Annotated in this window: 11 protein-coding genes and 1 pseudogene; 6 read left to right on the top strand and 6 right to left on the bottom strand. The window is 67.5% G+C overall.

Translation table 11 applies throughout. From position 1 onward, the window contains the following. The first annotated feature begins 136 nt into the window (after positions 1 to 136). On the top strand, positions 137 to 1,114 hold the full coding sequence (locus ACAM49_RS11215; RefSeq protein WP_369635398.1) for an alpha/beta hydrolase: 978 nt from the start codon (positions 137 to 139) through the stop codon (positions 1,112 to 1,114). 145 nt (positions 1,115 to 1,259) lie between these two features. On the opposite strand, the gene ACAM49_RS11210 is transcribed toward ACAM49_RS11215, so the two are convergent. After that, on the bottom strand, positions 1,260 to 1,979 hold the full coding sequence (locus ACAM49_RS11210; protein ID WP_369635397.1) for a hypothetical protein: 720 nt from the start codon (positions 1,977 to 1,979) through the stop codon (positions 1,260 to 1,262). Positions 1,980 to 2,413: 434 nt separating this feature from the next. On the opposite strand from ACAM49_RS11210, the gene rfbB reads away from it, so the two are divergent. Continuing rightward, positions 2,414 to 3,418 carry a dTDP-glucose 4,6-dehydratase gene (gene rfbB / locus ACAM49_RS11205; RefSeq protein WP_369635396.1) on the top strand — a complete coding sequence of 335 codons (1,005 nt, stop codon included), beginning with the start codon at positions 2,414 to 2,416 and terminating at the stop codon, positions 3,416 to 3,418. A gap of 3 nt (positions 3,419 to 3,421) precedes the next feature. Here rfbB and ACAM49_RS11200 read toward each other — a convergent pair whose 3' ends face one another. Together ACAM49_RS11200 and ACAM49_RS11195 are read right to left on the bottom strand one after the other, a co-directional pair. After that, positions 3,422 to 5,005: a DUF2142 domain-containing protein gene (locus tag ACAM49_RS11200; protein ID WP_369635395.1), complete on the bottom strand. Its 1,584-nt coding sequence runs from the start codon at positions 5,003 to 5,005 to the stop codon at positions 3,422 to 3,424. A gap of 50 nt (positions 5,006 to 5,055) precedes the next feature. Continuing rightward, positions 5,056 to 6,015 carry a glycosyltransferase gene (locus ACAM49_RS11195; protein ID WP_369635394.1) on the bottom strand — a complete coding sequence of 320 codons (960 nt, stop codon included), beginning with the start codon at positions 6,013 to 6,015 and terminating at the stop codon, positions 5,056 to 5,058. Between the two features lie 96 nt (positions 6,016 to 6,111). Between ACAM49_RS11195 and ACAM49_RS11190 the strand changes: the two genes are divergently transcribed. Then, complete coding sequence (locus ACAM49_RS11190) at positions 6,112 to 6,615, top strand: GtrA family protein (protein WP_369635393.1); 504 nt, start codon at positions 6,112 to 6,114, stop codon at positions 6,613 to 6,615. 93 nt (positions 6,616 to 6,708) lie between these two features. Then, on the top strand, positions 6,709 to 8,625 hold the full coding sequence (locus tag ACAM49_RS11185) for a glycosyltransferase (RefSeq protein WP_369635392.1): 1,917 nt from the start codon (positions 6,709 to 6,711) through the stop codon (positions 8,623 to 8,625). 58 nt (positions 8,626 to 8,683) lie between these two features. Here ACAM49_RS11185 and ACAM49_RS11180 read toward each other — a convergent pair whose 3' ends face one another. Continuing rightward, entirely contained in the window at positions 8,684 to 9,499 is an 816-nt protein-coding gene (locus ACAM49_RS11180; protein ID WP_369635391.1) for an SDR family NAD(P)-dependent oxidoreductase, read from the bottom strand. 39 nt (positions 9,500 to 9,538) lie between these two features. Continuing rightward, positions 9,539 to 10,387 (bottom strand): SDR family oxidoreductase, encoded by an 849-nt coding sequence (locus ACAM49_RS11175; RefSeq protein WP_369635390.1) that lies wholly within the window; start codon positions 10,385 to 10,387, stop codon positions 9,539 to 9,541. A gap of 264 nt (positions 10,388 to 10,651) precedes the next feature. On the opposite strand from ACAM49_RS11175, the gene ACAM49_RS11170 reads away from it, so the two are divergent. Both ACAM49_RS11170 and ACAM49_RS11165 read left to right on the top strand, forming a co-directional pair. Further along, entirely contained in the window at positions 10,652 to 11,836 is a 1,185-nt protein-coding gene (locus tag ACAM49_RS11170) for a serine hydrolase domain-containing protein (RefSeq protein WP_369635389.1), read from the top strand. A gap of 13 nt (positions 11,837 to 11,849) precedes the next feature. Next, complete coding sequence (locus ACAM49_RS11165; protein WP_369635388.1) at positions 11,850 to 13,373, top strand: alpha/beta fold hydrolase; 1,524 nt, start codon at positions 11,850 to 11,852, stop codon at positions 13,371 to 13,373. Here ACAM49_RS11165 and ACAM49_RS11160 read toward each other — a convergent pair. Next, positions 13,374 to 13,817: pseudogene (locus ACAM49_RS11160) on the bottom strand (LuxR C-terminal-related transcriptional regulator); the annotation flags it as partial.

Below are 13,817 nucleotides of genomic sequence, written 5' to 3'. Positions count from 1 at the left end.
TAGGTCACGTTCTCATGGTGTTCTGAAATGACGCTATGTGAGATGTCAGCGCCGACTCTCGCGCGCCGGGTACCGAACCGTGTTTCGACTGCTCCGGACGAACGGTTCGGCGCGCCAACAACGAGGTAGGTGCGCGATGACTCACGACACGCCCGTCCAGAACCCCGACCGGACCAGCGCCGCCGCGCGCAGCCTGACAGTCTTCTCCCGCACCGTGATCCGGCCCGCCGGTGACCGGGCGACGGTCACGGTGGGCTCGATGCCGGTGGTCAACGCCGTCATCAACAGCCTCGCCAAACTGCGCCCGATGCCGCGCGGCGTGGAACGGGAGGAAGTGCGGCTCAAGGGCTTCCGCATCGAGATCGTGCGCCCCGCCGGCGCGAGCAGGTCACTGCGCGACGGCGCGGTGCTCTACATGCACGGCGGCGGCTTCTTCCTGTGCGGGCTCGACACCCACCGCCCGGTCGTGGCGGCCCTGGCCCGGCGCACCGGACTGCCGGTGGTGAGCGTGGAATACCGGCAGCTGCCGAAGACCGATATCAACGGATCCGTCGAGGACTGCCTGACCGCCTACAAATGGCTACTGGCACACGGTGTTCCGGCCTCGCGCGTGGTATTCGCCGGTGACTCCGCGGGCGGCTACATGACCTTCGCGACCGCCCTGCGCGCCCGCGACAACGGACTCCCCGTCCCCGCCGGACTGGTCGGGCTGAGCCCCGCGCTCGATCTGGACTGCGCCGAGAAGCGCGCCCACCCCAACTACCGCCGCGATGCCCTGATTCCGTTGTCCGCCTTGGAATCCGTGGTCAAGCTCGGCGCGGAGGTCGACGGCCGCCTGGATCCGATGATGTCGCCGGTCAATCACGTGCTCGCTGGCCTGCCGCCCGCCCTGCTGATCATCGCCGAACACGAGGTGCTGCGCCGCGACAGCGAGATCATGGCCCAGCGCCTGGCCCAGTCGGGCGTACCCGCCACCCTCGAGATCTGGCGCGGGCAGGTGCACGCGTTCCCGGCGATCTTCCCGAACATGCCGGAGAGCCGGGCGGCGCTGGCCCATGTGGCCCGCTTCGTCCGCGAGCGGCTGGAGGCGGCACAGATCGCGCGGACGGCGTAAACAGATCCGGCACAGCGTGATTCGATGATGTGGGGCTCGGAGTGCCTGCTCCGAGCCCCACATCGGTAGAGTGAATAACGAAAACCCCGCCCGTCGGAACCGGGCGGGGTTTTCGCTTTTCAGCGGCCGCTGGCGCGGCCGAGTATTACTTGGCCGGAGCCGGAGCGATGTGCGGGCCGTTGATGGTGATGAAGTACTGGATCGCAGCCGCGATGGCGACCGGCGCGGTCACGAACACCTGACCGGCCAGGGTGCCCAGGAAGCCGACGAGGCTGGCGCCGACGATGCAGCCGCCGAGCGGGCCGGCACCGAACATCAGCAGCAGCGGGGTGGTCGCCGCGAAAGCGACACCGGCGCCCACGACGCAGCCGAGGGCCGCGCCACCGAGGCCGCCGACCAGGGTGCCGATGGTGGCGCCCAGCGCGACGGTGTCCTTCATGCGGTTCCAGGCGGCCTGCTCACGGTCGTAGTCCGACTTCCACGGCGCCTGGTCCTCGTACGGCAGGGCGACATCCTTGACGTTCTCCGGCGTGTACTTCGCGTGGTCCATATCGAACTGCGGGGTCAGCGTCGCGCTGTTGCCGGAGATGTCCGCGGCGATCGGGAAGGTGAAGTCATCCACCTTGAACGACAGCGGCATGCCTGCGACAACGGTGCCGTTGGAGGCCTTGACCTCCAGGTTGCCGTTCTCCACGACCAGCGAGCCCGCGTCGGTGCGCAGAATGCTCTGGGTCTCGGTGGTGGTGATCGTGTAGTTGATGGCGCCGTTGTCTTCGGCAGCCGGGGCCGCGTTCACGGTGCCGGCGGTGACGGCCAGAGCGGCGGTCACCAGAGCCGCGGTGGCGGCGAACTTCCTCATCAGCATTGCTTGAAACCTCATCGAAGAGCTCGGGGGGACAACACGAATCGAAATGGAGAACAGCTAACGAGCGGTGAACCCATCGTGACCGTTCGTTCAAATTTTGTTCACCATCCCGGTCGTGCGGTTTGCAAGCTAGGGGAAATCTCCTGCGTAGTAAAGGTTTTGACGCAGATATATGAGCCCTCCCGCCGTCACTTTCGCGCCATCGTGTGACGAAGGTCACACTGAATGCGGGGAAAGTCGTGACCATTTGCGACTGAATGTCGCGGTAAGGCCACGAAATTCCGACATTTGGACCGAGCGTCCGCCTTTCAATTAAGTACGTATGTTTCAGCCGCGTGTCCGATTCCGCGCACAACAACGGCCTCGGTGGTGTAGAGAAGGCAACTTCGCCGACCCTGCGACGGTGCCCGGTCCGGCCCACGTAGGGTTTGCGTGTGCGACTGCTCGTAACCGGCGGTGCCGGATTCATCGGCTCGAACTTCGTGCATCAGACCGTGACTACGCGTCCGGGTGTGCAAGTGACCGTGCTGGACAAACTCACCTATGCGGGCAACCGCGCCTCGCTCGACCCGGTCGCGGACCGAATCGAGTTCGTGCACGGCGACATCGCCGACACCGCGCTGGTGGACCGCCTGGTCGGCGGGGTGGACGCGGTCGTGCATTTCGCCGCGGAATCACACAACGACAATTCGCTGGCCGACCCCTGGCCGTTTGTCCAGACCAATATTGTCGGCACATACTCCCTGCTCCAGGCGGTGCGGCGGCATCAGGTGCGTTACCACCACATCTCCACCGACGAGGTGTACGGGGACCTGGAACTGGACGCGCAGAAGGCATTCGACGAGAGCACGCCCTACAACCCGTCGAGCCCCTATTCGGCCAGCAAGGCCTCCAGTGACATGTTGGTCCGCGCCTGGGTGCGCTCATTCGGCGTGCGGGCGACAATCTCCAACTGCTCCAACAACTACGGCCCCTACCAGCATGTGGAGAAGTTCATTCCGCGGCAGATCACCAATCTGATCGACGGTGTGCGCCCGCGCCTCTACGGCAGCGGACATCAGGTGCGCGACTGGATCCATGTGGACGACCACAACAGTGCGGTGTGGGAAATCCTGGAGCGCGGTCGAATTGGTCAGACCTATCTGATCGGCGCGGACGGCGAACGCGACAACAAGTCGGTGATCGAACTGATTCTGGAGGCGTTCGGCCGCGCCCCCGACGATTTCGATCACGTCACCGATCGCCCGGGTCACGATCTGCGCTATGCCATCGATCCCTCGCTGCTGCGCACCGAACTCGGCTGGGAACCGCGTTATCGGGATTTCCGCCGCGGGCTGGAGGCCACCATCGACTGGTACCGCGACAACGAATCCTGGTGGCGGCCGAAGAAGGCCGCCACCGAATCCGCTTATGCCGCCGCGGGCGAGAAGGTCATCTAGCCGTCAGCCCCAGACCAGGGTGGAGTATTTGACCACGGCGGCGATGAGTGCGACCGAGGTCGCCGCCACCACGGTGATCGCCGCGCCGCGCACCGGAATCCGGCCGGCGGCATCGGTGAGGCGCAGCGGCATCCACCGCAACACCACCGCCAGACCCAGCACGGCCAGCGGCACGAAGTACCGGCCCTGCACGCCGTCGATGATGAAGTAGCCGACCGGCGTGAAGGACATGTACAGCGTCACGTAGATCATGGCGACGCTGGCGGCCACGGTCGCCAGCACCAGCCAGGTGCGCGTCCGGTTCGCGCCGCGCGGCGAGAAGCGTTCGGCCGTACCGATACTCACGGTGAAGGCCAGCAGGCTTGCCAGCACGGTGAGGGCGGGCACCTCCACGTAGGAGAAGCCGAGCTCGCCGAAGAACTGGACGAACCAGTGCTGGTCGCGGCGCGCGATGCTGTCGCCGAACACGCGCACGAAATGCACCGGATCGGTGAGGATGCCGTGCAGCTGATCGCCCGGACGCACACTGCCCCAATCCTTCTTGGGCCGCATCAGGCTCATGCCGTCACCGGTCGGGGCGGCGATCTTCATCCAGATCGCGAACGACACCGCGCCGATGCCCGCTGCCGCCCACGGCAGCACGCGCTGCCAGAGCGCGACGCGCGCGTCGCCCCCATTGCCCTCGGACCCGTCGCCGGCGCCGAAGCCGAAGCGACGCGCGGGAATCAGCACGATCAGCATGGCGATCAGCACGTAGGTCGGCTTGCACACCGGCAGCAGGATGGTGGTGGCCAGCGCGGCCACCGTCTCCGGCTTGGACAGCCGCCGCCCGAGGAACAAGCCCTTCACCACCAGCGCCGACAGCAGCAGCGCCAGCGCATTGGTGACGGTGTCGGCGGTGACGGTTCCGGCCTGGAACAGCGCGATCGGGAGTACGGCGACCGTGAAGGCCAGCCACTGCACCCGGTGCCCGCGCAGCACGCGCAGCGCGAACCCGACGATCACCAGGTAGGCCAGCAGCCCGGCCCAGCGGGTGGCCAGCACGATGCCGCCGACATTCAGGTCGAGGGCCTCGGCGAGACGGATGCCCGCGGCGGGCGGCAGATACGGAATCGGGGAGTAGGCGGCGGTATTGGTGAACCACACCTGCTTGGTCTGGTCGGAGACCGCCAGGCCGCCCAGCACGTCGTAGGCGTGCGGGTCCTCGACCATGGGCTCCGGCTCATCCGGATTGTCCTGGTAGTCGTGGAAGGCGTAGCTCATCAGCGCGTCGATGCTGACCGGCACGTCGCCGCCCCATGCGGGCCCGCGATCGTCGTGGATCTGCTCCGGCAGGAAGCCGCCGTGCGCGACCTGGTAGGCGCGGCCGAACTGGGTGATCTCGTCGTGGCCCCAGAACGGCGGCGTCAGCACCGACCACACCGCGCCGAAGATGCCCGCGATCAGCAGGAAAACCAGTGCGGCCGAACCGAATCGCCGCTCCACGCCGATCACCGCGCGGCGCAGTCCGGCCTGGCGCTCGGGCTCGGGGGCCGGGATCTGCTCCGGCCGGGCGACGTCGGGCTTCTCGTTCGCTTCGGTAACCACGGTGTCCGATTCTGCTTTGCCGTTGGGGTTCTGTCCGGCAAGCCCCACCGTCATCGCGTCGAACCGGCCGCGTCGCCCTCGCCGACCGCGGAGTAACGCAGGTACATCAGCCGGGCCGCCTCGTGCCGGGAGCGGCGGATGCCGTCCAGGATCAGGCCGGCGGTCCACGCCAGGCTGCCGAGCAGCAGCAGCGTGAAGCCGAGGAATAACGTCGGGAAGCGCGGCACCGTGTGGGTCTGATAGAACTCGACCACTATCGGCGTGATCAGGATGACCGACACCAGCCAGGCCAGCGTGCCGAACAGGCCGTAGAACGCGACCGGCCGCTCGTGCCGGGCCAGGCCGACGATCAGGCGCAGGATCTTGAAGCCGTCGCTGTAGGTGCGCAGCTTGGATTCGCTGCCCGCGGGCCGATCCCGGAAACCGACCGGAACGGACGTCTGCGGTACGCCCAGGTGCTGCGAGTGCACGGTCAGTTCGGTCTCGATCTCGAACTCGCGCGACACGGCCGGGAAGGACTTCACGAAGCGCCGCGAGAAGACCCGGTAGCCGCTGAGCATGTCCTCGACGTTCTCGCCGAAGACCTTGCCCACCACGCCGTTGAGCACCTTGTTGCCGGTCTCGTGGCCCGCGCGGTAGGCCGACCCGGCCTCGACCTCGCGGCGCACGCCCAGCACGTGGTCGTAGGGACCCTCGAGCAGGGTCCGGATCATCTCGGGGGCCGCGGCCGCGTCGTAGGTGTCGTCACCGTCGACCATGAGGTAGACGTCGGCCTCGATATCGGCGAAGGCGCGGCGCACCACATTGCCCTTGCCCTTGCGGTTCTCGGTGCGCACGATCGCTCCGGCCGCACGCGCCTTGTCGGCGGTGGCATCGGTGCTCAGGTTGTCGTAGACGTAGACGACAATGCCCGGGACGGCGGCCTGGAGGTCGGTGACGACCTTCGCGACGGCGGCCTCTTCGTTGTGGCACGGCACAATGGCGGCAATACGAAGCTCGGTGGAGTCCACCCGGTCAATCCTCTGATCGGAGGCGAATATGAACACCGGGAGGGTACCCGACCTTGACGGGTATATGGGTGCGGCGGGTTGGGGTACCGTCGGCCGGTGTCTGCGAACGAGTCCACGGCGGTGAACGAATCCGCGCCGAACGCGTCCTTGACCGGCAAGATCAGGGCTCTGCTGCAGCGCGGCGGCGCCTTCCTGGTGGTCGGCGCGATCGGATTCGTGGTGGACGCGGGCACCTACAACCTGCTGGTCTTCCTGGGCGGCGAGGGCCCGCTGTTCCACCGGCCGCTGCTGGCCAAGATCATCTCCATCGGCGTGGCCACCGTGGTCACCTATTTCGGCAACAAGTGGTGGACCTACTCCGATCACGACGGCGATACCGGGGCCCGGCACATCCTGATCTACGCGGCGCTGAATGTGATGGCCATCGGGCTGCAGCTGGGGTGTCTCGGCTTTTCCCGATATGTGCTCGGACTGGACAGTCCGTTGGCGGACAACGTTTCCGGCACCCTCATCGGCCAGGCCGTGGCCATGGGCTTCCGATTCTGGGCGTACGGGAAATTCGTCTTCACCAATGCGGCCTCGGGAACGAATAACGCCTGACACTGATATTGTCGGGCCGCCGAGCGTGACAGTGGCGGTGCGACCACGTCGGATGAGCCGGTGTCTAAGTATTCAAAGGATGTCGAGGGATTCATGGATGCGTCGGCTGGGCAGGCCGTGACCGAAACCGAGGACCGCAAGAGCGCTGAGTCGAAGGCGATCGAGAACGCGGAAGCGCCCGCGACCCTGCGCGCGGAACACGCCGCGCCGGAACGGCTGGTGCTGGCGCGCGGCATCTTCACCGGACCCGCGCCGAAGATCAGTGACGACCTGTACGCGGTGGCCAAGGGCAAGGTGACCCGGGAACGGCGGACCCTGCGCCTGGAGAAGGGCGCGTCGGTCCATACCAACACCTATTTCGGCCGTTTCGCCGCCGCCTATTGGCAGCGCTGGACCAGCGTCACCGAGGTCGAGGTGGGCATGACCCTCGAGGTGGCCGGCAAGGTGCGGATTCGGCTGGCGGCCTCCGATATCGCGGGGCATCGCCGGGTGGTCGACACCGCCGTGGTGCGGGAGACCGGCCGGGTGGTGCTGCGCGCGCCGCTGGACATGTACGTCGACGGCGGCGCGATCTGGCTCGAGATCGAGGCGCTGGGCGGCGAGGTCGTGGTCAGCGATCTGGAGTGGACCGCGGCCGCGCCCGAGCAGGTGCGCCCGGTGGCCATCGCCATCTGCACCTTCAACCGGGCCCAGGATTGCGCGAATACCGTTGCGGCCCTGGCCTCGGACCCGACGGTGCTGTCGCTCATCGACGCCGTGTACGTGGTCGACCAGGGCACCGATCTGGTGCAGGACCAGGCGCTGTTCACCGAGACGCAGCCGCGCTTCGGTGACAAGCTGCGCTACATCCGGCAGCCGAATCTCGGTGGCGCGGGCGGTTTCACGCGCGGCCTCTACGAGGTGTCCGCGGCCAATGAGCACGCCGACGTCATCCTGATGGACGACGACATCCTGTGCGAGCCCGAAACCGTGTTGCGGCTCAACGCCTTCGCGAACCTGACCGTGGAACCCACCCTGGTGGGCGCGCAGATGCTGTTCCTGTTCAACCCCGACTACCTGAATGTCGGTGCGGAGGAGACGAATCTGGGCAAGCTGCGCCACGGCCAGAAGGTGGCCAAGGCGCTGCGCAACACCTCCATGCTCAAGAAGCACCAGGAACGCCGGGTGGACGCGGGCTATCAGGCCTGGTGGACCTGCCTGATCCCGGCCGAGGTGGTCAAGCGGATCGGGCTGCCGGTGCCGATCTTCTTCCAGTGGGACGACGTGGAATACGGCCTGCGCGCGCGGGAGAACGGTTTCGTCACCGTCACCCTGCCGAACGCCGCGGTCTGGCACGCCGACTTCTACTGGAAGGACTTCGACGACTGGGCACGCTACTTCTCCTCGCGCAACTCGCTCATCGTGTCCTCGCTGCACCACGATCTGGACCCGAAAGCCGTTACCCGCCAGCTGTTCCGGGAGATCGGCGAGTACCTGGTCGGCATGCAGTACGGCCTGGCGCACACCACCCTGCAGGGCATCGAGGACTACCTGCGCGGCCCGGAGATCCTGCGCGACGGCGGTATCGAGGCGCTGGCCAAGGCCCGCGGCTCGCGCTCGGACTACCCGGAGACCATCAAGCATCCGGCCGCCACCTCCCCGGTTCCCAACGCGCACCTGCACGTGCGCCGGGCGGGCGGCGAGCCCAGCCACCCGCTGCTGGTGCTCTACAAGCGCGCGCTGAACCAGTGGCTCGGCCGGGTCATCCCGGGCCCCGTCGCGGTCACCCGCGAGGACGCGCACTGGTGGCATGTCGGCCTGTTCAACCAGGTGGTCGTCACCGATGCCTCGCAGTCCGGTGTCCGAGTTCGCGTGCGCGACAAGGAAACCGCCCGCAAGTTGCTGCTGCGCGCCTACCGCGTGCTGAAGCAGCTGCGCAAGGATCTGCCGAGCCTGCAGCAGCGCTGGCGCGCCGCCATGCCGGAGCTGACCAGCCGCGAGAACTGGGAACGCCTCTACGGAATCGACTAGAGGCGGCCATATTCGCCTGACCATGGCCCGGAACCCCGTGTCCCGGGCCATGTTCGTCTTACTCCGCGGTCCAGCCGATCACCCGCAGATGCTGCACCAGCTGCCCCGCGAAGGCGGGCACGATCGGATCCACGGCCAGCGAAACCACGTCCACCGCAGCGGCTTCGGGCGTCTGGGCCTGCGACATGTCGGCGAAATACGGCCGGGAGGCCGCGGTGTCGACCAACCCCGGGCACACCGCACCGATGAAAATCCCGCGCCGCTCCCCATCCGTCCGGGCGAAGATCCGCGTCGAGGCGACCTGTCCGATCTTGGACGGGTAATTGATGGACGCGGGCCACCCGGCGTCCCGATCCTTTCCCGCCTCGACCAGGTCGGCGTAATCCAGCATGACCCGGTCGATGTCGGCCAGATCCTGTGTCTCAGTGTCGAACAGGTGATGCAGGCTCGGATCCAGATACCGCAGGCTGCCGAAGGCGCTGGCCACCACCAGGAATCGGCCGCCGGTTCGGACCAGCGGCCCGAATTCGCGGATCATCCGGGTGGTTCCGAGATTGTTGGTGTTCACGAACTCCCGGATCGTCTCCGCGTCGGTGCGTTCCGGATCCCGCCGGGCGGCCGCGTTCGAGACGACGAGGTCGAGTCCGCCGTGCCGCTCCTCGATCAGCCGCGCCGCGGCGGCCACACTCGCGTCATCGCTGACATCCAGAACCAGCGGCTCCGCTCCGGGTATCGCGGCCGCCGCCTCCGCGACCCGCTCGGCATTCCGGCCGGTGACATAGACGGTGGACCCGGCCTCCAGACGCTGGGCGAGCAGCGCCGCCACCGCCCGTCCCAATCCCTGATTCGCACCCGTGACAAGGGCAATGCTCATGCGAGCAGTCAACCCGGATCGGCGTCACGTATTCCCGTGTCAGAGGAACAGATCGGTGGTGAGTTCGCCGTCGCCGGGGGCCACGCGGTACTTGTCCAGGTCGGTGATGCCGTGTGCGGCAAGGACATCCTCGTCGATGAAGAAGTTGCCGGTGGTGTCCTTGGCGGGGGAGGTGAGGACCAGGTAGGCCGCGTCGGCGTAGATGTCGGGGGTGCGGGAGGTGGCGATCATCTCGTCGCCGCCGAGCAGGTTGCGAACGGCCGCGGTCGCGATGGTGGTGCGCGGCCACAGCGAGTTCACGCCGATGCCGTACTTGCGCAGCTCCTCGCTCAAACCCAGTGTGGTGAGCGACATTCCGTACTTGGCGATGGTGTAGCCCAGGGCCATGCCCGCCCATTTCGGGTCCAGGTTCAGCGGCGGCGACAGGGTCAGGATGTGCGGGTTGCGGCCGGATTCCGCGGATTCCTTGAGGGCCGGGATGCTGAGCTTGGAGAGCAGGAAGCTGCCGCGGCAGTTGATGTCCTGCATCAGGTCGTACTTCTTCATCGGCAGCAGTTCGGTGGGGGAGATGTCGATGGCCGAGGCATTGTTCACCACCATGTCGATGCCGCCGAACCGCTCGATGGTCTGCCGCACCGCGTCCGCTACCGCCTCGTCGTCGCGCACGTCGCCCAGGTACTTGAGCACCGTGCCGCCGGCCTGCTCCAGTTCGGCCGCCGCGGTGTGAATGGTGCCGGGCAATTTGGGATGTGGCGCATCGGTTTTCGCGATGAGGGTGATGTTGGCGCCGTCGGCCGCCGCCCGCCTGGCGATCTCGAGGCCGATACCGCGGCTCCCGCCCGACATGATCATGGTCCGGCCCGCCAGCTGCTTCGGTGCTTCGGTCATGGCTCCGCTCCCGTTCCGTTGTGGTCGCCCCGAATGCGATCATCCGCGCCCGGATGACCCGGCGGGGCGGAAACTCTCGCATCTCGGACAGTAGGCCAGAAATGCACGCTATGCAACAAGGTGCATAGGGTAGCGCCGGCGCTACCCAGTACGCGGTCGCCGACACGACCACGATTCGGGCGTGTGGGGCATGGGCCGCGCGCCGTCGGCTTCCTAGCCTTGGAAGGGCCGGAGCACCCGGCCTGAACAGGAGGAATGCCTTCCATGAGCGCATTGCGGCGCCATCGTGCGCGGACCGCGGCGGCCGGGATCGGGTTGGCGGCACTGCTCGCCGTCCAGGGCTGCGCCACCCACGACGCGTCGGACGATCGACTCGGCGGCGTGGGTCCGCGGCTGACCCGGCTGCTCGACGACCTCGTGCATCGGCACGGATTTCCGGGCGCGCAGGTGACCATCGACGGGCCGGGCGGCCACCGGGTGCTGACCGCCGGGGCGGGGGACACCGCGACCGGCGCGCCGATCGCCGACGGTTCGCGGGTCCGGATCGGCAGCAATACGAAGACGTTCGTCGCCACCGTGATCCTGCAACTGGTGGCCGAGGGGAAGGTCGATCTGGAAGCGCCGATCGAGCGCTATCTGCCGAATGTGGTGCGCGGCAACGGCAATGACGGCAATCGCGTCACCGTGCATCAGCTGCTGCAACACACCAGCGGCCTGCCCGACTATCTCGCGAGCGGCGATCCCGAGCTCACCGCGAAACCGGACACGCCGCAGCTGAAGGCTGACCTGGACGAAATCCGCTGGGCCCATTACGAACCCGCGGATCTGGTGCGCATCGCCATGTCCATGCCGCCGCAGTTCGAGCCGGGTGCGCGGTCGGTCTACACGAATACCAACTACATCCTGCTCGGCATGCTGATCGAGCAGGTCACCGGCCGATCCGCCGAGGCCGAGATCAGCGCTCGCATCCTGGAGCCATTGGGCCTGCGCGACACCTACTTCCCCGATGCGCGCGAGACCGGCATCCGCGGCCCCCATCCGCGCGGATATCAAGTCGAGAACGGCAAGCGCATCGATGTCACCGATCTGGACCCGTCGTGGGGCGGTACCGCGGGCGCGATGGTCGCCACCCCGTCGGATCTGAACCGCTTCTTCACCGCCATGCTCGACGGCAAGCTACTGCCCGCCGCCCAGCTCGCCCAGATGAAGCAGACGGTCCCGTTCGATCGCGAACCCGACGCCGGGTACGGCCTGGGCTTGATCCGCCACCCCGTCTCCTGCGGTGCCGAGGTGTGGGGACACGGCGGCAGCATCCCCGGATTCGGGACCCGCAACGCCGTGGCCGCCGACGGCACGGCGGTCGTGGTCACCGTCAATCAGCTCCCGTCCGACAAGGCCGGCTCCGATGCGGTGTTCGAGGTCTTCGACACCGTGCTCTGCTCACGATGAGGGGGGATTGTTCGTGCTCCGAAAGCTGACCCCGGCCCGCAATGTCCTGACCGCGGTCGCCGTCACCGGGCTGATCGCCGCGGTGGCCTGCACCACGACCGCCGTCACCGATCACGCGGGTGCCGCCGAACCGCTGGACCGCTACAGCCACCAGCGGCTCGCGTGGAAGTCCTGCGACGATCCCGGCTTGGACGGCATGGGCGCGCAGTGCGCCGATGTCACCGTGCCGCTGAATTACGCCGAGCCGCAAGGCCGCACGATCACCGTCGCCATCTCCCGCATTCCCGCCACCGATCCGGCGCGGCGGCACGGTGTCATGCTCTCCAATCCGGGCGGGCCCGGCGGCGCGGGCCTGGACTACTTCGTCGAGACCAGCAAGGCCATGACTCCCGAGGTGCGGGCCCGCTACGACCTGATCGGCATGGATCCGCGCGGCGTCGGGCGCTCGTCGGCGGTGAACTGCCACTGGCCGCACGGATTCGGGCTGCAGTTCGCCGGACCCGATGCCAAGGGCTTCGCCGAATCCGTCGCCGATCAAGCCGACCTGGCGGCGCGCTGCGTCGCGGCGGAGGGGGATCGCCTGCCGCACTTCACGACTCGCAATACCGCCCGGGACATGGATGTCATTCGCGCGGTGCTGGGCCAGGACAAGATCAGTTATCTCGGCACGTCGTATGGCACCTATCTGGGTGCGGTCTACATGCAGCTGTTCCCGGAGCGTTCCGACCGTATGGTGCTCGACGGCACCGTGGATCCCGATCGCTACGGTGCGGTCGGCATGGTTCAGGACATGGGCGCGCCCAATGAGGCCGCACTCGATGCCTGGGCGGCCTGGACTGCGGAGCGCGACGGTGAATACCACCTCGGCGCGACCGGCGCCGAGGTGCGCGGATCGGTGCAGCGGTTGATCGAACGTGCTGCGGCCCAACCGATTCGGATCGGCGACTTCGAGGTGAATGCCCACATGCTGCCGCTGGTGCTGTACATCGCCTTCGATTCACCGCACGGTTACGGCCTTGCCGCCCAGCAGATCCGGGAACTGGCGGATGCCGCCGACGGCAAGCCGGTCCAGCCGGATCAAGATCTGGCAGGCAAGTTGAACATCATGCTGCGCTCCCAGCCCCGCGACCTGTCACCGCAGATGGCGATCCTGTGCGGCGATGTCGGCGCCCCGCGCGATCCCGCCTGGTACTGGCGCAATCTCGAGGCCTCCCGCGCCACCCAGCCGGTCTTCGGCGCGCTGGCCGACAACATCACGCCCTGCGCGTTCTGGGCCCCGCCCATCGAGACCTCCACGGCCCTGGCGAATTCGGTGCCGAACCTGATCATCCAGGCCACCGGCGACACCCGCACCAACTACGGCGGCGCGCTCGCCATGCACAAGGTGCTCACCGGCTCCCGCATGGTGACACTGCAGGACGTCGCCATCCACTCGATCCTCGGCCGCTACCCGAACACCTGCGTCTACGACGCCTTCAACGCCTACCTGGCCGACGGCACCCTGCCCGCCGCGGACCTCACCTGCCGCGACGACTGATCATCCGGCATTGAGGTAGGCGAGCACGGCCAGCACCCGGCGATGCCCCACCTCGTCGGCGAACAACCCCAGCTTGGCGAAGATGCTCCGAATATGTTTGAGCACAGCGCCTTCGGACACCACGAGGCGCTCGGCAATGGTGCCATTGTCGAGCCCCTCCGCCATCAACGCCAGCACCTCCCGCTCCCGCGGCGTCAACGCCCCCAGCGGATCATCGGTCTTCCGCCGCACCAGCAACTGCGAAATCACCTCGGGATCCATCGCCGTCCCACCCTCGGCCACCCTGCGCAGCGAATCCAGAAACCGATCCACCTTCCCCACCCGCTCCTTGAGCAGATACCCGATCCCACCCGCCCCCTCCCCGAGCAATTCGGCCGGCTAACTGGCCTCCACCCACGCCGACCAGCCCAGCACCCGCCGCCCGGGCTGAATCTCCCCGGCCCC

This window comes from Nocardia sp. JMUB6875 (assembly GCF_041154655.1).
GTDB lineage: Bacteria > Actinomycetota > Actinomycetes > Mycobacteriales > Mycobacteriaceae > Nocardia.
Note: the sequence above shows the minus strand (reverse complement) of the source record. Positions and strands in the feature narration are given on the sequence as shown.